The sequence below is a fragment of the Vibrio sp. V31_P5A7T61 genome (assembly GCF_009904895.1).
GTDB classification, from domain to species: Bacteria; Pseudomonadota; Gammaproteobacteria; order Enterobacterales; family Vibrionaceae; genus Vibrio; species Vibrio metschnikovii.
Window position 1 is genome coordinate 155097 of record NZ_WXWI01000029.1, and the last position, 21416, is coordinate 176512.

Consider the following 21416-nt stretch of genomic DNA (forward strand, 5'->3'; position numbering starts at 1 on the left):
CTGACAACGTGACATCATAAGGTTGAGAGAATATATGCAGAATAGTCATGCCAAAATTGATATTCCAGAGCGCTCTGTGGAACGAAAATTTGTGCCCAAGCTGAGTAATTTCAAAGTTAGCGCATCCTATGAGGGGCTAATCGCTAGTGGTAAACCCTCAACTCTAGAAGCACTAAAGCGCCAATATGCGAGATAAGTACGGCGTCAGTCGGGATCATTATTGCTATCCCGACTCGGAGACACTCGAAAATCAACTGAATATTCAAGGCAGTGATGAACTGCATGAGGCGGAAACCGCCTTTTCTGAATACCGATATATCCACTACGTCAGCCACCTTTCTACTTTAGAGCAATTCGACGTTGAACACTTTCGAACCCTACATTGGGTACTTTTTCAAGATGTCTACTCATGGGCTGGAAACTATCGCGATGTTGATATTAGCAAGGGCACGACGCGCTTTTGTAATTGTCTCTATATTGAAAGAGAGCTAAACCGCCAATTGGCACGAATTCCTCAGCTACGTAACTGTGTCGATAGAGCTGCGTTTGTGCGCCTGATTGCTGATATTTTCTGTGAAATTAATATCGTTCATCCCTTTCGCGAAGGTAATGGCAGAGCAACGCGATTTTTCTTTGAAGAGTTAGTTTTTGTAGCAGGGTATGAACTTGATTGGCCTGAAGTATCCAAAGACCACTGGCTTGAAGCCAATATTCAAGGCTATCACGGCAATTTATCGCTTCTCGAAAAACTATTTGATAGAGCGATCAGCCAAACCAAGCTCTTGTAAATTGCTTTATTCACTACCTTCATGATTCACGCAAGGTCAAGTCCTACTCATTATCCAAATGCCCCAAGTCAACTCATGCTGAATTGAATGTAATTTGTTGTCACCACCAGCACGGCAACAACAAATTACACAACGTGCACTTAGCGAGATTCTAGTGGATAAGAACGGTAGCTCCACATACCATAAGTTCTTAAAGCATCACGATTGTAATAGATTCCATCTCTTGATCCATTCTTAAAAACGAGTTTATCTTGAACCGCCCTACAAGTTGCTTTTATCAAAATAGGATATTTAGATTTTCTATACTAGGATGAAAATCATCAATGATATTTGTCTGGACTCTACGTAATGAAAGATCGCCTATTTCATTCGCTAAGCTTGGTGGTGTTTCTAGCATTCCTAGTACTCACGAGTTTTTATGCTTGGCAAGATAGTCGTAGAGTTAAACACTTTATCCAACACTATGAATTACCTTCGATAGGTATGGCATTAGCGGCAAGCGTCGATAGAACAGCTGGCGAATATCATCGAATTAGTGGTGAACTACAGCATAATAATTTTATACGTGACTGGATTCTAGCTGGCGAACAAGATATTGATATATTACGTACTTTCTTACGTGACATTAGTCTACGATTTCGTTTAGCGGATGCTAGCATAGTCAGTGATCGTTCCGAGACTTACTATTCAGATGATCAGCGAATCATAAAACTTGATCCCAATAATGTATCACGAGATGGATGGTATTATCTTTATCGTGAAACCTTACGAGATATCAATATAGATACATGGTATTACGCTGAAGAAGATAAGTTGCACATATGGGTTAATGCTCCTCTTTTTGATCATAATGGCGAATTTCTAGGCCTTACTGGTGTGGGAGTCGATACCGAAGATTTTAGTAATCTGCTGATGACTTATGGCCGCCTTAAAGGTTTTGACGTTTATCTGGCGCGATTAGATGGTCAACTGGTTTATGCAAGAAACCGACAGTTATTAGCGGAGCAGCTTAACTTAAGCGATCTGTGGGATATAGAGTTCAACTTTCTTGATAAAAATAGAGACGGCATAGCATTAAGTTTTGCTAATAGAGATGATTCAGAGGTATTACTCTGGATACGCTTTATGGATACTTGGAATACTTGGTTAGTGGTAGAAAAATCTGCCGAATCCATTCAGTCTCGCATCAATGAAAGTTTAAAAAGTAGTGCACTTCTGGGTGGCTCTCTTAGCCTATTACTATTTTTAGTGATTTTTGCTTCTATTATGCTTGCACGGCACAAAGTAGATGAGAAGACACTCCATCTTGAATATCAAGCAGGTACTGATTGCCTAACGGGGCTGTTTAATCGCGCATACCTATCAGGGCTTATTCAGTTAGAATTAACTCGATTACGTAAGGTAGAAGGTGTCTCTGCAATCTTACTCATTGATATCGATTATTTTAAAAGAATTAACGATACATACGGACACCCAATCGGTGATCAAGTACTTTGTTGCGTTGCTCATAGCTTAAATCAAAATATTCGAGAAGGTGATGCGGTCGCGCGGTTTGGTGGTGAGGAGTTTATGGTACTGCTGCCGAATATTTCATTACAAGATGCCGTAGAACATGCAGAAAAGCTGCGTTTAGCGGTTAGTGAACTGACCTTTCCATGCCTTCCACAAGAGGTGAGTATTACGGTAAGCATCGGGATTTCATTGTTAGATATAACTAAAGATAATCCAATAGAGACGGCTTATTTTGATGCGGATAGAGCATTGTATCGTGCAAAATCTTCGGGGCGCAATCGTGTAGTGTGCTCATGAACAGTCCGAGTGTTTAGTGTTTATGCTTAAGTGGCTTAACGACACTATCCAAACCTTCGATTTTTAATGCCAGACACAGCTGAAGCAGTTGGCCTAATTCCCCTTCGGGAAAACCTTTGTTGGCGAACCACAGTAGGTACTCTTCAGGTAGATCAATCAAGACCCTACCAGCATATTTGCCAAAAGGCATGGGCATTCTGGCGAGTTTGAGTAGGTTTTCTTTTTCTAACATGATGTCACTTAGGCTCGGTGGGTCATTGGAGGTGACAGCATACAAAAAGTCTCCCGAGCAGAGCAAGTGCTGTGGGAGACTGATAGCTTTATTAGTGGTTCTTAACCACGTAAGATCATTTGCTCACGTTCAGGCCCTACCGAAATCATCGATACCGGCACTTGCAATAGCTCTTCAATCCGTAGCACGTATTTTTGAGCCGCAAGCGGCAGACTTTCAAAGGTGCGACAACCGGTAATGTCTTCTTGCCAGCTTTCCATTTGCTCATAAATAGGCGCCAGAGCTGCCGTTTGTGGCCAAATCGGGTTTTCGCTGTGATGACCTTGATAGCCGACACAAATTTTCAGATCAGATAAGCCCGTTAAGCAGTCAATTTTGGTCAAAGCAACTTCGGTTGCCGCTTGTAGCTCAACCCCATTACGGGTTGCTACGGCATCAAAATAACCCATATCACGTGGACGGCCAGTAGTCGCGCCAAACTCGTTGGCTTTTTCACGAAACGCATCTTGCTCTTCCATCGCGGTGATCAAGGTGCCAGTGCCAACCGATGAGCTAAAGGCTTTCGCCACGGCAATCACTCGCTCTGGACGCAATGCGGGTAAACCACCGCCCAAACCTGCGTAAGCAGAAGTCACATGAGAAGACGTTGTCCATGGGTATTCGCCGTACACCAAATCACGGCCAGCGCCCAACTGGGCTTCAAACAACAAGTTTCCACCTTGGGCTTGAATCGCTTTTAGCGGTACGGTGACATTACAAACCGATGCTAACCATGGCTGAGCAACCTCTAGTAGCCATGCTGCCATTTCCGCCGCGCTTTGGGTAAATTCAAAACTTGGGTAAAGGGCTTTGAGTTGGGGCAATTTCCAATCTAGCCAAAATTGAATGCGTTCTTGTAACACTTCAGGTTGCTTTAACCAGCCAACTAAGATGCCTTTTTTCATCACTCGGTCACCATAAGCCGGAGCAATGCCTTGACGAGTAGAGCCGTAGGCTCGATCGCCTAAACGTGCTTCTTCTAAACTGTCTTCTAAAGCATGGAGAGGCAAACACAAAGTCGCACGATCGGAAATCGCCATGCGTAGCGATACGCCTGATTGCTCAACTTCCGCCATCTCTTTTGACAATAACTCAGGGCTTATCACCATACCTGGGCCAAGTACCGCCAAACAATCTGGATTAAACACGCCACTCGGCAATTGGTGTAATTTAAAGGTTCCGAATTCATTAACTACGGTGTGACCGGCGTTATTTCCGCCTTGAAAACGAACACTGGCTGAAGCTTGATCGGCAAGATAATCAACAATCCGACCTTTACCTTCATCACCCCAGTTAGCACCAACAACAACAATCGACGACATGAGTTACTCTCCTTAAAAGCAAGTGCCACCATCCTATGCCTAAGATTGAAATATGAAAAATTAATTATTATTATAACTCTGATAAGAATTCCATATCGCCCTCACTGAATGCGCTTTCGTTTAAGGATCTATCATGCTTGATATTCACTGGCTCAATACCTTTGTCACTTTAGCGAAATATCAACATTTTGGTAAAACCGCCGCGGCATTACACATGACACAGCCCAACGTTAGCTTGCATTTAAAACAGTTAGAGCAAGCAACGCGAGTCAAATTGATTGAACGTAATCCTTTTCAACTGACTCAAGCGGGTGAGCGATTATTGCAAAGTGCAGAGAAAACCTTACTTGAATTACAAGTCTGCCAAGCCGATCTCAATGCCATTAACCATCTTCATCAGGGCACCTTAACCATTGCAGCCAGCGATATCATCTCTCGCTTACTCTTGATTGGCCCTTTTCAGCTGTTTCGTAAAACCTATCCGGGGATCGACCTGTCATTATTTAATACCACCTCTTCACAAGCGGCAGAGCTGGTGAAAACGGCCAAAGCCGATTTGGGATTTGTGATCGCGCAAAAAGAAGAAGCACCTCTGAGTTTTACCGAGCTACGTGAGGTGCAGTGGTGCGCAATCGGCAATGGACTCGCGCAGTGGCAGGCGCAGGCCGCGAATCAAAGCCTAGCGGTGAGCGATCATTCACAAGCTCCTCTCACCGTAGATGAACCGACGCTTATTCTGCTGGGTCATGATACTCGTACTCGAGATTTAATCGATCTCAGTTTGCCGAAACTGAACCTGCCTAACTATCGCATTATGGAAGTCGGTAGTGTGGATGCACAAATTGACTGGGCAGAAGCGGGGTTCGGAGTCGCGATTATCCCTACGTTTTCAGTCAATCCGCAAAGGACATTACACACAACGCTTACCCCACTGCCCGACTTTTCTTCCACCAGTTTGGGTTATATCGTGCGCCAAAACCAATTGCTCTCAAGAGCGATCAAACAGTTGCTGGTGTGGGTCGATGAAGAAATCCAAAAATCGCAATCGTTGACTTAATGGTTAAATACCAGCACCAAAATGTGATTCAAGTCACAAATTATTTCAGCAAAACGTATTGATAATAATTATCAATTACATCAGTATCCTTGCTCTCATTTTGACAAGGATCAAATTATGCCGTTGAAACCTTTGTTGGCTCTTATTCCTCTTCTGTTGACCAGCGCAACTCAAGCAGAAACCGCCGCTCCATCAGAAACCGATGAAACCATCACCGTACATGGGCAACCCATTCCTACTCATCAACGATTACGCAGTGATTTAGACAAAATGCGTGGTATCGCCAATGCGGATATCTTTTCTGGGATCACCAGCATACAAAGTAATAATATGCATAATGAAGCTGGCGCATTGGATATTGGCATTCGCGGCTTGCAAGGCGAAGGTCGAGTACCGATTTTTATTGATGGCAGCTTGCAATCTACTCACACCTCTCGTGGTTACCAAGGCGTCAGTGACCGAACTTATATTGATACTGACTTACTCAGCACCTTGACGGTTCATCAAGGTGCGACCATGGATAGTTCACCTTACGCTAGCGGCGCTGTTGGCGGCGTGGTTAACGCCACCACGCTAACCATTAACGATGTAATTAAAGATGACAGCTCTTTTGGTGTGATATTTAAAGCTCGGGCCAATAACCATAATCGTACCCCAGAAGTCAGTGGCGATTACCGTCAACAAGGCCGCTATTTATTAGCGAACCGTGACTCTGAATACAAATTTGAACACGGCTCAGCCATGATTGGCCTTGGTTATCAACATGAGTTATTTAGTACCGTACTCGCCTATAGTAAACGCTCAAAAGGCAACCATTTTTCCGGTAAAAATGGCTATGACGATTATCAAGACCCGGTGGTTGGCCCAGGACAAGAAGTGGTTAACACCAGCTTTGAAAGTGATTCGTGGCTCTTAAAATTAGCCACCAACAATCGCACCGCGCATAATGCCGATCTCACCTATCGTTACTACCAACAAAAAGCCGGTGAAGTACTGGCCGCTTATTGGGAAAAATACGATTATGACCACGAGGGCAACCCGCTACCCGATGGTCAAGAGATGATGCCTCAGTGGGGATTAGGCACAGCGAAAGTCAATACTTATGCCGCCAATTACTACTATCAGCCTGATCATCCTTGGCTAAATCTACACGCCAATGTGTGGTACACCGATGCGAAGCTCGCTCAATATAACGGGCTTTGGGCCGTCGGCACTAATGCCGAGCAGTATTTCCATGGCTACAGCAATGACCGTTCCGGCTTTAGCGTCAGTAATGAGAGCTTACTGACCGAATGGCCTGTGCGTTTAACTTATGGTTTTGCGCAGCAGCAAGAGCGCTTATCGCCTGAAGAAGATGGACAAACGCGTTTTACCCAGAACGTGACCTCTCGTGATGGTAAGCGCCGTGCACAAAACCTGTTTGCTAATGCTGATATTAATTATGCGCCGCTGAAAATAAAATTGGGGCTAAATGTCCATAATGCCAAATCAACCGATCATCAAACTAAGCAACATCTCGATTACAAAGAAAAAGTGGATTTACTGAGTGAACTCACTTATCAGTTGACCCCAAGTACCCAGCTATTTTTGAAATCCTCACGTACTTATCGAATGCCGAGCTTATATGAAACGACACTATCGAATGAGGTATTCAGCTACAATCCTTTCAACCCTCTCAAACCTGAGCAATCGTTCAATAACGAGGTAGGCGTGCAATGGCATAGCACGGATACAATCGCGAGTGGAGATAATCTTCATCTATCAGTGTCTTATTTTAGAAACAGCATTAAAAATTATATTTCTGGTGGGGTATTGCCCAAAACGCCGGGAATGTCTGAATGGCGTTCCAACTTTACCTTTACCAATTACGATAAAATGCAGCTCTCTGGTTGGGAGCTGAGCGCCAAATATCACTATGCGTGGTTATACGCTCACCTTGCCGCTACCTTATACAGTGAAACCAAAATTTGCTCTACAGACCAAGCGGCATATGCAGAAAGCGAGCGCTGTAATTCTATGGGCTTTGCTTGGGGATTAACCCCAACGCGTATTCCCCCCAAAGAAAACATACACCTCAATCTTGGCACGCAATTTTTTAATAATACCCTTGATACTGGTATCAAGGTCTCTTATCACTCCGGTAAGTCGAATCCAAGTAATTGGTTAGCGGGCACGGGTGCCAGTGCGATTATCGATATCCCAGCGGATTATAAAATTGATCTCTACTCTCAATATGCCTTAAACCCTAACACACAGCTGTTTTTGGCCATTAATAACCTCACTGACCGTTATCAAGTACAACCGGGAGCGGTGATCAGCATGCCCGATCCAGGCAGAACGATTACTCTTGGTGTGGAAGTACACTATTAATCGAGATATCAAATCAAGTGAAGGAGTTACTGCTCCTTAACTTGGCTGTATTTTGATGATTTTTCTTCTTCAAATAGGCAGCGATATTGCTGCCTACTTCAAACAATTAACAGGAGTCACACTAAGAAGTTAACTCATCTTAGCGCCAAACACCCCACTCTCCGGTGGTTCCCGGCTCTTCTCCTTTCGTCCACCACTGCGCGGTCCATTCACGCCCTTGGTGAACAACAATATCACCAGCGGTGTATGTTTTGCTCTCTTGCCACGCGTTATCAGGGGTCACTGGTGGCGGTGTTTGTTTTTGTAATGATAATTGGTAGCTAAACTGACCATGTGGCGCAAACACTTGGTTAGTATGGATATTTCTGGTATCAAACATATAGTGGTTCATTTCTTGGTGCCAAATACCGATATACCAATGTCCCGCCTGCTGCTGATTAAACTGACCCGCCAGTTCAACAGGCCAAGTGTGTCTGTTATTGGCTGAAATCTCGAGATGAATATCCGTCAGCTCTTGCCCTTGTTGGTTAAAGGTCCGAAATCGGACATGATCGCCGCTTTCCACTGGTCCAAACCCTGTTGGCACAAAATAACCTAATGCCGTTAAATCTGTCGGTTGCTCAGGTTCACTCGGTTCAGTAGGCGGCGTTGGGGCCTCTCCACCCACAAAGGTGATATCACTACAGTTATAAAACCCTTCGCCCGCCGGATCAACTCGCTGCCAGCGGGTATACAAAATCGCATCACCACTGCGTCCCTCAGGGAAATTGACCGTAAATCGATATTTTCGATCAGCACCCACGGTGGTGTTGCCTGCCTCATCAATTAACTCTAAATCATCCCATGTCAAAGGCAGACTTGGGTCATACTCAGGTTTCGTTAAGTAAAACTCCCAGTATGATGGATTATGAGGCGCAGTCGCATGAAAGACTAAATCCAGTTGATTATCTTCGTTTAACTGAATCGGTGTTTTCTGCCAATGAGGAGAAGCAATATTTAACCCAGCTTTAGCTGCGTGACCGGCAGAACAAAGCTGACCATTCGGTATCACGGCTTTCACCTGCTCGAGATCTCGATAACGAGCCACATTCGCAGCCACTTCATTACGCTGCACAAAAGGATAAGCTCCCGATTGATCATAAACCGCTTGGCAAGCCGCATTAGGTATAGCGTTACTCCAAAACCCACCATCTAAATAGCACGTATTTTGCCGCGCACTGGGAAACTCAACCCAGCCATGTGCAAAAGCTAATGAGGGAATAGATAAACTGATACACAAAGTACTCAGGACTAATCGATGTTTCATTGTTCGGCTCCTTCCACTGACGATGTTAGTAATGACCCATGAACTAGGGCGATGTTTTACGATGATCAACCAACTCAACCATCACCATAAAAATGGGCTGTCTTTTCAAACCCAATACGTCCTAAAGCTAGCAAGATTCACTGATAACCCAAGTCAAAGACCACTATCGATGCTCCAAAATACAACCTGCCTTCCAAATCTATACTGCTCATACTTTGAACGCTCATTTTCCTACGAGGGACATCAAATTTTATTCTCCCGCCAGATCATCAAACTAAATTGGTCATTGATTCGTTGCAAAGAAAGAACTCTCGAACGAGCAGGCATGGCGTCACATTAAACCAATCTAATAAAAACAAAGCTTTATTAGCAAAAACTAAAGATCAAAAGACCATCATTTCGATTATTTATTACTCATAAAAACCAATTAATTATTTGTTTTTATGAGTAAATTAATTGTAACACTTCATTCATCACAGAAATAATTTGCAACATACCTACAATTCTCGAAAAGTTTCGAACGAAAATAAAACATTATTCGTTCGCTCCATTTTGAATGTTCTATTCCCCCAGCAACCTAATTACATTACGAGGCCATTATGTTTGGGATCTTTAAACCACATGCTCACATTGAGCGGCTATCTTCTGAACGAGTTGATAGCGCCTATTCGCGTCTGCGTTGGCAGCTTTTTATCGGTATTTTTGTCGGCTATGCCGGTTACTACTTAGTCCGTAAAAACTTTAGCTTAGCGATGCCTTATTTGATTGAACAAGGTTTTAGTCGTGGTGATCTGGGGGTCGCACTGGCTGCGGTTTCTATCGCTTATGGACTGTCCAAGTTCTTAATGGGCAACGTGTCTGACCGCTCCAACCCTCGTTACTTTTTAACGGCAGGCTTGGTTTTATCCGCCTTAGTGATGTTCTGTTTTGGTTTTATGCCTTGGGCTACGGGCAGTATTACCGCGATGTTCATTTTACTGTTCTTAAATGGTTGGTTCCAAGGGATGGGCTGGCCTGCCTGTGGTCGAACTATGGTGCATTGGTGGTCACGTAAAGAGCGCGGAGAAATTGTTTCGGTGTGGAACGTCGCCCATAACGTGGGTGGCGGGCTGATTGGTCCTATTTTTATCCTAGGCTTATGGGCCTTCAGTGGTGACTGGAAAGCGGCTTTTTACGTTCCGGCTTTCTTTGCCTTGCTGGTCGCGCTATTTACTTGGTTAACCATGCGCGATACTCCACAATCTTGCGGCTTACCACCGATTGAAGAGTATAAAAATGACTACCCAGAAAATTACGATAAATCTCATGAAAAAGAGATGACAGCGAAAGAGATTTTCTTTAAGTACGTTTTTAATAACAAACTGTTATGGGCGATTGCGATTGCTAACGCGTTCGTCTACCTCATTCGTTATGGTGTATTAGACTGGGCTCCAGTTTACTTGCAAGAAGCTAAAGCCTTTACGGTGAATAAATCTTCATGGGCTTATTTCCTCTATGAGTGGGCGGGCATTCCCGGAACCCTACTCTGCGGCTGGATCTCAGATAAAGTCTTTAAAGGTCGCCGCGCCCCGGCAGGTATTCTGTTTATGGTTTTAGTAACCCTAGCCGTATTGGTCTACTGGTTTAACCCAGCCGGTAATCCAACCGTTGATATGCTCGCATTAATCGCTATCGGTTTCTTAATTTATGGCCCAGTAATGCTGATTGGTCTGTATGCGCTTGAATTAGCGCCGAAAAAAGCCGCAGGAACTGCAGCAGGTTTGACAGGGCTGTTTGGTTATCTCGGTGGTGCCGTCGCCGCTAACGCCATCTTAGGTTATACGGTTGACCATTTTGGTTGGGATGGCGGATTCTTTATCCTTGTTGCATCGTGCATTTTGTCTATTGTTTGTTTGCTCTATGCCTTTGTCGGAGAAAGAGCCTTCCACAAAGAAAAAGATGCCAGAGAAGCTGCAGAAGCCGCACAATAAACGCTTACTGAACCTTCTGTTTAACCACATAAGCCCGAAAATACTTCGGGTTTATGTTTTACGATTTGATAAAATTCATTCGTTGGAATGTAAGATTTAAACAACTAAAGATTTTCGTTTAAAAAACTTATCTGGTAAGTTTGCTTAGTTATTGTCCACCCAAAAAGTCAGACTCTTGCGTAAATAGCATCGGTCCATTAAGCAATCTGAATATAGCTCGATCATCCGATCAACCAAAGATGATGATATCACCACATTGTATTTTACCCAGTGTCGGTCCAAGTAGATGAATAGTGCCCGGTAACTCGGGTTGAGCACTCCCATCAAACTTCAACGTTACATGGCCCAGAGTCGCTAAATTGTGGTTGGCTACATCACCGACTGCAGTGACGATATAGGCATGCTCTCCTATTAATAAAGTACTGTCTAAGTTAATACTGCTATTAAGCTGACTATAGTTACGAATAACAAAACAATAATCCTTTACCTCTTGCGGTGCATTTAGGCCAAATAGAATCATCATATGATCTTTCAGGGCATCTAAAGCTTGTTCACCAATATGTTCAATACTCGCGATATACTGGTACATTACTGACTCACTGATAGATAGAAAACGAAACGAACCAAGCCAGTAACACGCTCGGCGCTCCGGTCAAAAAACGAGAATACAGTACAGACGGAACGCCCACTTGTACGGTTTCAGCTTCTGCCTCAGCAAGCCCTAACCCGACTGGAATAAAATCACAACCCGCTTGAGCATTGACCGCAAATAATGCAGGTAAAGCCAGATGAGGTGGAATAGTGCCCATGCCAATTTGTGTTCCTATTAATACCCCTATCACTTGAGCAACAACTGCCCCTGGTCCTAAAAATGGCGATAATAAAGGAAAAGAGCAAATTAATGCCAAGGTAATGAGTCCCAGCGGATTATCCGCCAATGGCGCTAATCCTTGTGCCACAAGATCTCCCAGACCAGAAGCCAAAATAACTCCGATCAACATAGAGACAAAGGCCATGAATGGAAGAATTGTTTTTATGACGGTTTCAATAGTCTCACGGCCAGCTTGATTAAGCGTGGCCATGACGGATCCCATTCCCATACCAATATTGGCTAATAATCCATGACTCTGCTGAGACAGTTTACGATTAATATCAAAATTTGTTTGCTCAAGAGTTGTATTTAACACAACTTGCTCTTCTTGTTGCTCTTCAATCAGCTGAAAACAGTCAGAAGAAACTGAAGAGACATAATTGCCCTCAGTTATATACTCCGCCAAAGGACCACTTTTTCCGGTCGCATGAATATTGAGTGTAGGAATGCCTTTTTTAGGGTATAAACCACAACGCAGTGTTCCTCCACAATCAATCACTACACAAGCGATCTGATCATCGTCAATATGCTGTTTAAAACCATCAATGCTCTCCATCCCGGTTAAGTTGACTATTTCGTCGATAAAAGAGGGTTTCGTACCAGCGGTTATATAAAGGATTTTTTTCTGAGGCTGAATAGGAATAAATAACGGACCGCCCCAACCACCGGATCCAGCATTGACCTGCAGCATCTTCATGAAGGCTTACCATTTTTAATGATTTTCACTTGATCGCTAAGGACTACCCCTTGCTGTTTGGCAACCCACATCGTAGTAAAGTCAGTTACCCATCCACGCACAAAATTACTGACTAAACCGACCAATAAATAAGTAATCGCAAGCGGCCCTAAAGAAAGACCTTGTTGAGTTATCCCAGCAGCAATGCCGAGAAAAATAAAAAGTTCTCCGGGATTAACATGAGGAAACATGCCATTCATTGAATGACATGAATACGATGCCGAGGCGTAAAACGAGGGCTTGTATTTTTCAGGTAAAAAGCGGCCTAAACTCAGCACCATTGGATTACAGAATACAAAAGTCCCAATGGTTGGCAGCAGTAAGTAACGAGAAAGTGGATTAGATGCACTTCTTTGCGCAATGCTCTCTATTCTATGTTGACCAAAGAGACGCATAAGTGTGTTCATTGCAACTAATAAACAAACAAGCAGTGGGAGGACATCCGTGACCATTGTCATGAAAATCTGCCCACCTTTTTCAAACAAACCAATAAACCAATCTGCCCCAAACAGTATCCAGTCCATACATTACTCTCGCCCAACAACTCAGCAGAGAGTGTTCATCTAATTGACAATTTTAAAAAGAGAGAAGAAGGGGAACTGTGAAACTAATCACGAGAATTTTCATTTCAAAAGTAGTAAAACAAAAATGATGTTAACTTTTTATAAATGACGACTCTCCAACACAAATCACGCGGATCCCTTTATGCTCAAGTGACTCCACACATTCGGTTGAAATACGATGATCGGTAATGAGAATATCTATTTTTTCTAAAGGAACCACGACATTAGGGCTACGACGACCAAATTTACTTGAATCTGTTACGACAATAATTTGATTTGCAGCATCGCACATGGCTTGACTGACTTGATAAGCCTCATTGTACGTTGTTGTCCCCTGTTTTAAGTCAAAGCCATCAGCACCAATAAAAAGCTTATCAAATGAAAAATGCTGAAATGCTTGCTCTGCAACTTGACCATGAAAAGAAGCGGACTTACGTCGATAGGTACCACCAGGCATGAGAACGGTATGTTCTGTCTCTAAATCAGCCATCGCATTTACAATGTGCATACTGTTCGTCATCAGAGTCAGTGAGGCTAATCGATCAAAGTGCGGCACCATCTGTAATGTTGTACTACCACAATCTAAAATTATCGATTCACCCTCATGAACAAGGCTAGCAGCCATTTGAGCTATTTGGCACTTCATTTCCAAATTAACGCTTTGCTTCTCATCCATTGAGCGGTCTTCATGATGAACAAGTGGCGTTTGACAAGCTTCGGCAGCACCATAGCGACGAATAACTAAGGCTTCTTCTTCTAATGATCGTAAATCACTTCGAATAGTTGCTCCTGACGTTTTGAAAATTTTTGCCAGCTCATTAACGGATGTTTTACCATGGCGACGCAAAAAATTCAGTAACTGCTCTCTTCTATTATCTAGATTCATATCATTCACTTAACGATTACATTGAGACTAGTTTAACATTAAACTTTCACATTGAAAGAAACAATCCCAGAGCGTTATCGATTACTTTGAAAATGCGACGCTTATCGCTTCTTGCAATCGTTTATCTAAGTGCTTGACTTGCTCATCTTTAATCGGCGATGTTAAGCCAATCAAATCAGGCAGCGATTTTGGTCTTGCAAAAATCGTGACTCCCCGCATGACTTTAGCATCGATGATACGCTTATATTCATCTTCGACTAAAACCACAATGGTTCTAGGTTTCCAGCGACTGCGAGTTTTACCAATCTTGACTTGTCCTTGTTTTGCTAGAGATTGCAGCATCCTATTGAATGCTCTGATTTGCAAAAAACCCAGTACTATCTGCCCACTCCAAGCACACAAAGCCAATACGATTAACCATGTTGTTTCATCCATTTGGTTACCCTCATCATTTAAAAAAAGGGCAAGCAAAGCTCGCCCAAATACCTCAGAAGCATGCTGATACTAAAATCCTGGGGGAGGATTAAAACATCACTTGTCCGCCAGTAATGTTGATCGACTGGCCAGTACAGTATGCTGCACGATCGCTAGCATAAAAGCTTAAAACATTAAGAACATCTTGATAATCACAACCGGCTTTTAACGGAACCTTATCAATATAAATTTGTTCCACTTCAGACTCTGCCACTCCCAGTTTCTTAGCATACTGCGGAATCAAAGACTGAAACATCGGGCTTTTTAATAAGTTACCCAGCATCAAAGAGTGAACCGTAATCTGATGCTCTGCTAGATCCAGTGCCAATGATTGCGTTAGCCCAACCCCACCAAATTTGGCCGCAGAATAGCCACTGTTATGTTTTGAACCCACTTTACCAGACTTAGAATTAATTTGAATTATGCGGCCTCCTCTCCCTTCTCTAATCATGATCTTAGAAACTTCTCGTGCACATAAGAAATAACCCGTCAGGTTCACGTTAATCGAAAGCTGCCATGCATCGAGTGGAAATTGATCAATTTTGGCCGCGGTTGCGGTTCCTGCGTTGTAAACCAGAAGATCAACGCGCCCAAACATCTCATCAACTTGCTGAACCATATGACAAACACTCGCTTCATGAGTCGCATCTACCGCAATTCCTATCGCTTTATTATCGCCATATTGCTGACAAATCTGCTCTGCTACCGATCGCGCATTCGACTCATTCAGATCAGCGACAGCGACGGTATAACCTTCCGCTGCTAGCCCTCGAGACAGAAACTCACCTAAAGTTTGGCCACCACCAACCACTAATGCTACTTTATCCATGATTCACTCCAACTTTTTATTTGACATCTTACTTAGAATATAAAACATATAATTAACAAAACGTTATGGCCTAAAAAAGGCAATCTGTTCTCCACAAAGGATTTGTGTAGGCCTCTGCCCATTCACATGAAGACAACCGGGATACTCAGCTTGATCCAATGCATCGAAACGAATCGTTATATGGCCTAATTCAGCTAAATTTTGATTCACTACCTCACCAACCGAAGTAATAGGATAGCGTTGTTGACCAATCATTAAGGTGTAACCAGCTTCAATCGGTGCTTTCAACCTATCGTGACTATGGATAAAGCAGTAATCGGCAGCATCTTGTGGAGCGATTTGGCTGAAGATAATCATCATGTCATCTTCCAAAGCTTCATAGGCAAAAGCACCAATTCGTTCGACTTGTACTTGATAAAGAGCAGACATACATTCGCCTCCTTATTGATAAATAAACATTGAGACAAACCAAGCGAGCATGACGGTTGGAGCCCCGGTCAGAAAACGAGAATACAAGACAGAAGGCACACCAATTTCAACCGTTTTCGGTTTTGCCTCAGCCAAACCTAATCCGACAGGAATAAAATCACAGGCTGCTTGTGCATTGATTGCGAATAACGCCGGTAACGCTAATTGCGGCGGAATATGACCTAACCCAATTTGGGTACCCACTAATACACCGATGACTTGTGCAATCACCGCACCCGGGCCCAAAAAGGGAGATAATAGAGGAAAGGAGCAAATCAGCGCTAAGGTGATTAATCCGAGCGGATTCTGAGCCAACGGTGTCAGAAAATGAGCAATGAAGTCGCCAAGCCCTGACGCCATAATTACCCCAATAAGCATCGAAACAAAGGCCATAAAAGGTAAAATAGTTTTTAAAACGGTATCAATCGTTTCTCGACCAGCTTGGAAAAAGACCGCCATGACAGACCCCATACCGATACCAATTTTGGCCAGTAGCCCATCACTTTGTTGAGTCAGTTTTTTACTCGTATCAAATTTACTCTGGCTTGCATCTTGCTCATCAAGACCATGCGAGATTGTGGCAGACTGTGCATCCTCTCCTTGATACAAGTTGATATTTTTTTCTCTAACACCAGAGACATAAATATCTTCAGTGATGTATTGAGCCAAAGGACCGCTTTGCCCTGTGGAGTGAATGTTGATGGTGGGAATGCGTTTTTTAGGGTATAAGCCACAGCGTAAGGTTCCACCACAATCGATGATCGCTACAGCAATTTCATCATCACTAATGGTGGTTTTGAAACCATCGACTGCTTCCCATCCTGTTAGCTCCGCTAGCTTATCGACGATGGCTGGACGTGTACCGCCCGTGATGTAAATAATTTTCTTATTAGGCTCAACCGGTAAACGTAAAGGACCACCCCAACCACCATTACCTTTTTCAATTTGAATGTAATTCATTATCTTCTTCCTCTATTTGAAATGAACTTCACTTTCAAGTTGAACACCTTGTTGCCGTTCAACCATCATGGTGGTGAAATCAGTGACCCATCCGCGGAAAAAATTCGTGACCATCCCAACCAGTAAATAGCTGACAGCCAAAGGACCAAGCGGTAACCCCAATGTCGTTAATCCACTAGCTATACCCAAATAAACAAACAATTCACCTGGGTTAATATGTGGGAAGAGGCCATTCATAGAGTGGCAACTGTACGATGCCGCCGCATAATAAGAAGGCTTGTAACGCTCAGGTAAAAATCGTCCAAGACTTAATGTCATCGGATTACAAAAAATAAAGGTACCGATAACGGGTAGCACTAAGTAACGAGATATCGGGTTTCCTGCACTACGCTGTGCCAAACGTTCAACACGCTCTTGTCCCACAAACTGAATTAAGGCGTTCATTGCCACAAGCAACGCAATTAGCAATGGCAGTATTCCTGTTACCATGCTAACGAAAACATCGCCCCCTTTTTGGAACAGTCCAATAAACCATTCCGCACCATGAATTATCCATTCCATCTTTAGATCCTCATCTAATTGTGACTGTGTCTTACCACGTAGACATACTCCCACCATAACTTTCAAACTAAAAGATAAAACTTTCATCAAATTGAAAGCGATCACAAAAATAAACTTTCACAGTAAAAATAAGCAAGATTTAAACTTTCATTTTGTTGGTGGGATTGAAATAATAAGTTGGATACGAAGAAATACTGAGACAATGACTTTCACTTGAAAGCCATTGGAAATGAGAAATGAAAATGGACAAGAGAAAATGACAATAACCGAACGTATGATTCAATGTGGTAAACAGGTCATTCAACAGGAATTAGAACAAGGATCCCGGCTTCAAAGTAGGCTGGATAAGGAATTTGCCAACAGTTGCATCGCGATACAGCAATGCAAAGGAAAAATTGTTCTTTTTGGTATCGGTAAATCAGGCCATATTGGAAAAAAAATTGCGGCGACTTTCGCTTCTACGGGATCGGCAGCATTTTTTATTCACCCAGCAGAAGCTTTACATGGCGATCTCGGTATGGTGACTGAACACGACTTAGCTATTTTGATTTCTTACTCTGGCGAATCCAATGAATTTAAAACGATTGTACCTTTACTACTTAACAAACGTATTCCTATCATTGCCATCACAGGACAACGCGATAGTTACCTAGCCAAGCATAGTCACTATCTTTTAGATATTCATGTCGAAAAAGAAGCCTGTCCGCTTGGCCTCGCTCCAACCTCTAGTACTACCAATACCCTATTAATCGGGGATGCGCTTGCTTTAACCGTCATGTCTGAAAATAATTTCACCGCCGAAGAGTTTGCTTTTTCTCATCCTGCAGGTGCTCTGGGCACACGACTGTTAACACAGGTCCATCAACTGATGACCGATACGCATACTACTGCCTATTGTTCACCACAAACTTGCTTAACCGAAGTCATTGAGATCATGTGTAGGACTGGATTAGGATTAATTGCAGTGGTAGAAGAAGAAAGGATCCAAGGCGTATTCACTGATGGTGATTTACGCCGAGCACTGCATGGCAATGTCTCACTAACCATAGATATCAAACAATTAATGACAAACAGGCCAACGGTGATTATACATTCAACACTATGCCATCAGGCTCTTTCTATTATGCGCCAAAATGAAATAACGGCTTTACCGGTTATTAATGAACAGGGCTACTATCAAGGAGTCATCAATCAACAAACGATCCAACGTGCGGGAATATTCTAATGGCTTTTTTCTATCTACCGTATTACTTAAACACTTTCACACTCTGACGGACAACCAGCGTTGGTTCTAGTTGAACCACTTGAGGCTCGCGGCTCTGATTTTTAAGCTTATTTAATAGGGTATCGATCGCTGCCTGACCTAAACGGTATTTGGGCTGATGAATAGTCGTCAGGGAAGGCGTCATAAAATTTGCGATATGAATATCATCATAACCGATGATCGAAAGCTGATCTGGAATAGCGATATGAAGGTCACTGGCGGCATGAATCACCCCCATGGCCATCATGTCATTACTAACAAAAATTGCGTTGGGTAATGGCCCTTTTTTTTGCAATCGATACAGTGCCTGCGCGCCTCCTTCACATTCAAAATCAGACTCAATAATCCAATCAGGATTAATGGTTAAGCCCGCTTCTAACATGGCTCGTTTATAACCTTCATAGCGCATTTGCGCTTGATGACGACTCAGTGGTCCAGTAATACAGCCGATGGATTGATGACCACATTCAATTAAGTACTGGGTCGCCATGTAGCCACCACGTAGCGAGTTATCTTGGATTTTATCACTGGCAAATAACATTGGCCCCCAATCCATAACCACCACTGGAATATCAGGATAGCGCTCAAAGACTTCAATCCGTTCGCCTTCTAAGGTCGAGCACATTAAAATTAAGCCATCGACTCGTTTTTGTAATAGGGTATTGATCGACGCTTTCATACGTTGATTATCCCCTTCGGTATTACATAAGATCAGGCTATAACCTTGTTGATAGCAGCTGCGCTCAACCCCTTTAACGACTTCTCCGAAAAATGGATTGGTCGAGGTAGTCACTAGCATGCCAATGGTACGGGTACGATTCATTTTTAAACTACGCGCCAAAGCCGAAGGCGCGTAATTGAGATCTTTCGCGGCTTTGTTGACTCGCTCAGCAATATCATCACTGACATAGCGAGTCTTATTGATCACATGGCTAACCGTGGAAGTCGAAACCCCTGCAACGCGCGCAATATCTTTCATGGTTGCCATATCATCTTATCCCTTATTGATGCTGAGCTAAAAATTCATCCACTTCTTGGCGAGTCGGAATCGACGTTTGTGCGCCAAAACGGGTGACTGAAATCGCTGCTGCGGCATGAGCAAACTTAATCGCTGATTCTAAAGACATATTCTCTAACAAGCCAGTCACAAACGCACCATTAAAAGTATCACCCGCGGCGGTGGTGTCGGTGACCGAGACGCGAAAACCGGGGATAAGTTGTCCACGCCCATTTTCACTTAACCAAACTCCTTTTGCACCAAGGGTAATAATAACAATTTCAATGCCTTGCTGATGTAATACTGTGGCCGCTTGCTGGGCTGTAGCATCATCAGTGACGGTAATGCCGGTGAGCACTTGCGCTTCCGTTTCATTGGGGGTGATCACATCAACACAACTAAGCAAGCTAGAAGGCAACTCACGGGCTGGCGCTGGGTTGAGTACCACCTTTGTTTTCGCTTGTTTAGCGACTTGCGCCGCTTTAATGATGCCGTCAATCGGCGTTTCAAGTTGCATTAACAAGTAGCTGGCGGCACGAATACTTGGTAGGTCATCTTCGATGGCTTCTGCGGTTAATCGGTCATTAGCCTCAGCTGAAAGACAAATGCTGTTTTCTCCACGGTCGGAAACTTGGATCATCGCAATGCCTGTTGGGCAATCCGCTTGTACTTTCACACCACGAATATCCATTCCATCCCGCTTAAAACGTTCACAACTTTCGATACCAAAGGCATCATCACCAACGCAGGCAATAAAACCGATATCCGCCTTTAAGCGCGCGGCGGCAACCGCTTGGTTTGCTCCTTTACCGCCAGGAATGACTTGATAATTTCGGCCATGAAGCGTTTCTCCAGGACGAGGGAAAGTAGGGACTTGTAGAACATGGTCAGCATTGACACTACCTAATACCACCAATTGGTTCATAAGAATTATCCTTCTATAAGATAGAAAACCTCGCTCTATACTCAGAGCGAGGTGTACGATACATAAGTTATTGACTGATAATTTTCAGCGGCACAGGAAGATAAGCCTCGACCGTCTGACCTTTGAGGATCTTATCTGCAGTTTCAACCCCTAAAGCGCCAATCATGTCGGGTTGCTGAGCAACCGTTGCCCCTAACTGACCACGTTTTACTGCGGCAATGCCATCCTCAGTACCATCAAAACCAACAATCAAAATGTTTTTACCAGACGCTTGCACCGCGCGCAGCGCGCCCAATGCCATTTCATCATTTTGCGCAAAAACAGCTTGCACGCTTGGGTTTGATGCCAATAGGTTTTCCATGACGTTTAATCCTTTGGTGCGATCAAAGTCAGCAGGTTGGCTGGCAAGCAAAACCATATCACGCTCTTTAACCGCATTCATAAAACCTTGTCCGCGTTCACGAGCCGCCGAGGTGCCGGCGATCCCTTCGAGCTGAATGACTTTGGCTTTTTCGCCAACTTTTTCAACGATAAATTGACCAGCCATCTCTCCGCCCATTACGTTATCCGAAGCGATATGACTGACTACCTCACCACGGCTCGCGCCACGATCCAAGGTTACCACGGGGATATTCGCGCGATTGGCTCGGCGGATAGCGTTTGATACAGCATCGGAGTCGGTTGGGTTAATTAAAATCGCTTTTACACCTCGAACCGTGAGATCTTCTACGTTCGACAGCTCTTTACTCGGATCGTTTTGCGAGTCCAAAACGATCAGGTTATAGCCTAAGTCTTTGGCTTTCGCTTCCGCACCATCTTTCATGGTGACAAAGAATGGATTGTTCAGGGTTGAAACGACAATGGCAATCGTGTCTTTAGCAGAAGCTGAGACCGATACCGAAGCCGATAACAACGCAGCAGAAATTAACGTCGCAAGTTTTTTCATGTTAATCATCCTTTTTTGTAGGGGGAACCAGACAAAAGCACGC

21 protein-coding genes are annotated in these 21416 nt (G+C 43.6%); 6 read left to right on the forward strand and 15 right to left on the reverse strand.

Features of this window, described 5'->3' with window-relative positions; genetic code table 11:
* Positions 1–185: 185 nt before the first annotated feature.
* Both CAG58_RS06905 and CAG58_RS06910 read left to right on the forward strand, forming a co-directional pair.
* Positions 186–788 (forward strand): Fic/DOC family protein, encoded by a 603-nt coding sequence (locus CAG58_RS06905; RefSeq protein WP_154170857.1) that lies wholly within the window; start codon positions 186–188, stop codon positions 786–788.
* A 348-nt stretch (positions 789–1136) separates the two neighbouring features.
* Complete coding sequence (locus CAG58_RS06910; RefSeq protein WP_154170855.1) at positions 1137–2597, forward strand: sensor domain-containing diguanylate cyclase; 1461 nt, start codon at positions 1137–1139, stop codon at positions 2595–2597.
* Between the two features lie 13 nt (positions 2598–2610).
* Here CAG58_RS06910 and CAG58_RS06915 read toward each other — a convergent pair whose 3' ends face one another.
* Together CAG58_RS06915 and CAG58_RS06920 are read right to left on the reverse strand one after the other, a co-directional pair.
* Complete coding sequence (locus CAG58_RS06915) at positions 2611–2829, reverse strand: DUF3820 family protein (protein WP_004396888.1); 219 nt, start codon at positions 2827–2829, stop codon at positions 2611–2613.
* A gap of 101 nt (positions 2830–2930) precedes the next feature.
* Positions 2931–4190 (reverse strand): adenylosuccinate synthetase, encoded by a 1260-nt coding sequence (locus CAG58_RS06920; protein WP_004396887.1) that lies wholly within the window; start codon positions 4188–4190, stop codon positions 2931–2933.
* 133 nt (positions 4191–4323) lie between these two features.
* Between CAG58_RS06920 and CAG58_RS06925 the strand changes: the two genes are divergently transcribed.
* Positions 4324–5247: a LysR family transcriptional regulator gene (locus CAG58_RS06925; RefSeq protein ID WP_161426126.1), complete on the forward strand. Its 924-nt coding sequence runs from the start codon at positions 4324–4326 to the stop codon at positions 5245–5247.
* Positions 5248–5364: 117 nt separating this feature from the next.
* Positions 5365–7617, forward strand: a complete 2253-nt coding sequence (locus CAG58_RS06930; RefSeq protein WP_161426127.1) for a TonB-dependent receptor domain-containing protein — start codon at positions 5365–5367, stop codon at positions 7615–7617.
* A 139-nt stretch (positions 7618–7756) separates the two neighbouring features.
* On the opposite strand, the gene CAG58_RS06935 is transcribed toward CAG58_RS06930, so the two are convergent.
* Entirely contained in the window at positions 7757–8923 is a 1167-nt protein-coding gene (locus CAG58_RS06935) for a lytic polysaccharide monooxygenase (protein WP_161426128.1), read from the reverse strand.
* A 599-nt stretch (positions 8924–9522) separates the two neighbouring features.
* Between CAG58_RS06935 and glpT the strand changes: the two genes are divergently transcribed.
* Positions 9523–10893 carry a glycerol-3-phosphate transporter gene (gene glpT / locus CAG58_RS06940; protein WP_154170853.1) on the forward strand — a complete coding sequence of 457 codons (1371 nt, stop codon included), beginning with the start codon at positions 9523–9525 and terminating at the stop codon, positions 10891–10893.
* A 229-nt stretch (positions 10894–11122) separates the two neighbouring features.
* On the opposite strand, the gene CAG58_RS06945 is transcribed toward glpT, so the two are convergent.
* The 9 genes from CAG58_RS06945 to srlA (CAG58_RS06985) all read right to left on the reverse strand — a co-directional run bounded on the left by CAG58_RS06945 (position 11123) and on the right by srlA (CAG58_RS06985) (position 17241).
* The gene (locus CAG58_RS06945) at positions 11123–11482 is read right to left on the reverse strand and encodes a PTS glucitol/sorbitol transporter subunit IIA (protein WP_158137148.1); all 360 of its coding nucleotides are present in this window, start codon (positions 11480–11482) and stop codon (positions 11123–11125) included.
* Positions 11483–11489: 7 nt separating this feature from the next.
* Positions 11490–12461, reverse strand: a complete 972-nt coding sequence (srlE, locus tag CAG58_RS06950; RefSeq protein WP_161426144.1) for a PTS glucitol/sorbitol transporter subunit IIB — start codon at positions 12459–12461, stop codon at positions 11490–11492.
* Positions 12458–13024 carry a PTS glucitol/sorbitol transporter subunit IIC gene (gene srlA / locus CAG58_RS06955; protein ID WP_161426145.1) on the reverse strand — a complete coding sequence of 189 codons (567 nt, stop codon included), beginning with the start codon at positions 13022–13024 and terminating at the stop codon, positions 12458–12460. Before srlA (CAG58_RS06955) ends, srlE (CAG58_RS06950) begins: the two co-directional genes overlap by 4 nt.
* Positions 13025–13154: 130 nt before the next feature.
* A complete protein-coding gene (gene srlR, locus CAG58_RS06960; protein ID WP_161429679.1) occupies positions 13155–13949 on the reverse strand; it encodes a glucitol operon DNA-binding transcriptional repressor SrlR in 795 nt (264 codons plus the stop codon).
* 81 nt (positions 13950–14030) lie between these two features.
* Positions 14031–14384: a transcriptional regulator GutM gene (locus CAG58_RS06965; protein ID WP_161426173.1), complete on the reverse strand. Its 354-nt coding sequence runs from the start codon at positions 14382–14384 to the stop codon at positions 14031–14033.
* Between the two features lie 88 nt (positions 14385–14472).
* A complete protein-coding gene (gene srlD, locus CAG58_RS06970; RefSeq protein ID WP_161426174.1) occupies positions 14473–15252 on the reverse strand; it encodes a sorbitol-6-phosphate dehydrogenase in 780 nt (259 codons plus the stop codon).
* 63 nt (positions 15253–15315) lie between these two features.
* Positions 15316–15681, reverse strand: coding sequence for a PTS glucitol/sorbitol transporter subunit IIA (locus CAG58_RS06975; RefSeq protein WP_158137154.1), 366 nt, complete (start codon positions 15679–15681; stop codon positions 15316–15318).
* A gap of 12 nt (positions 15682–15693) precedes the next feature.
* The gene (gene srlE, locus CAG58_RS06980) at positions 15694–16680 is read right to left on the reverse strand and encodes a PTS glucitol/sorbitol transporter subunit IIB (protein WP_158137155.1); all 987 of its coding nucleotides are present in this window, start codon (positions 16678–16680) and stop codon (positions 15694–15696) included.
* A 12-nt stretch (positions 16681–16692) separates the two neighbouring features.
* On the reverse strand, positions 16693–17241 hold the full coding sequence (gene srlA / locus CAG58_RS06985) for a PTS glucitol/sorbitol transporter subunit IIC (protein ID WP_072670876.1): 549 nt from the start codon (positions 17239–17241) through the stop codon (positions 16693–16695).
* A 256-nt stretch (positions 17242–17497) separates the two neighbouring features.
* Between srlA (CAG58_RS06985) and CAG58_RS06990 the strand changes: the two genes are divergently transcribed.
* The gene (locus CAG58_RS06990; protein WP_161426175.1) at positions 17498–18466 is read left to right on the forward strand and encodes a KpsF/GutQ family sugar-phosphate isomerase; all 969 of its coding nucleotides are present in this window, start codon (positions 17498–17500) and stop codon (positions 18464–18466) included.
* A 22-nt stretch (positions 18467–18488) separates the two neighbouring features.
* Here CAG58_RS06990 and CAG58_RS06995 read toward each other — a convergent pair whose 3' ends face one another.
* From CAG58_RS06995 to rbsB, 3 genes are all read right to left on the reverse strand, one after another.
* A complete protein-coding gene (locus CAG58_RS06995; protein ID WP_161426176.1) occupies positions 18489–19493 on the reverse strand; it encodes a substrate-binding domain-containing protein in 1005 nt (334 codons plus the stop codon).
* 13 nt (positions 19494–19506) lie between these two features.
* Complete coding sequence (rbsK, locus tag CAG58_RS07000; protein WP_161426177.1) at positions 19507–20427, reverse strand: ribokinase; 921 nt, start codon at positions 20425–20427, stop codon at positions 19507–19509.
* Positions 20428–20494: 67 nt separating this feature from the next.
* On the reverse strand, positions 20495–21373 hold the full coding sequence (gene rbsB, locus CAG58_RS07005; protein WP_158145230.1) for a ribose ABC transporter substrate-binding protein RbsB: 879 nt from the start codon (positions 21371–21373) through the stop codon (positions 20495–20497).
* Between the last annotated feature and the right edge of the window lie 43 nt (positions 21374–21416).